Raw genomic sequence first — 485 nt, forward strand, 5'->3', positions numbered from 1 at the left:
CCCACTGGGGATCGTTGGTCTTGTCGACGATGACCGCGCGCACGCCCTCCGCGAAATCGGGGCGCACGAGCACGCGGCTCGCGATTCGGTATTCCATCGCCATGTTGTCGGCGAAGCTGTCCAGCCGGCTGCTGTCGGCCAGCTGGCGCAGCGCCACCTTGCAGGTCTGCGGGCTCTTGCCACGCAGCGTCTCCAATTCCTTCGCCGCCCATTCGCTGTCGTCGCTTTCCAGCGAGGCAAGGATGGTCTCGAAATCGTCCGAAGCGAAGTGGCGCGATATCCGTTCTTCGTTCCCGGCCAGCCGCGCGGCTTCGGGTGTCTCGCCCATTTCCTCGAGAATCGCCGACAGGTTCGCCGGATCGTCGACGATGCGCGCCTTAGTTTCCGACAGGCGCTCGCTCGGGATGTAATGCGTGGCGATGCCGGCCCACAGGCATTCGGCACCGTCCAGCCGCGCGCCGGTCAGGGCGAGGAACTGGCCGAGC

Annotated in this window: 1 protein-coding gene; it reads right to left on the bottom strand. The window is 66.2% G+C overall.

Annotated elements, in window-relative coordinates:
• Positions 1-485 (bottom strand): enoyl-CoA hydratase/isomerase family protein (locus tag AB1L30_RS00730; RefSeq protein WP_367011431.1); only part of this gene is annotated, 485 nt, incomplete at both ends.

It is taken from the genome of Bremerella sp. JC817 (genome assembly GCF_040718835.1).
Classification (GTDB): Bacteria; Planctomycetota; Planctomycetia; order Pirellulales; family Pirellulaceae; genus Bremerella.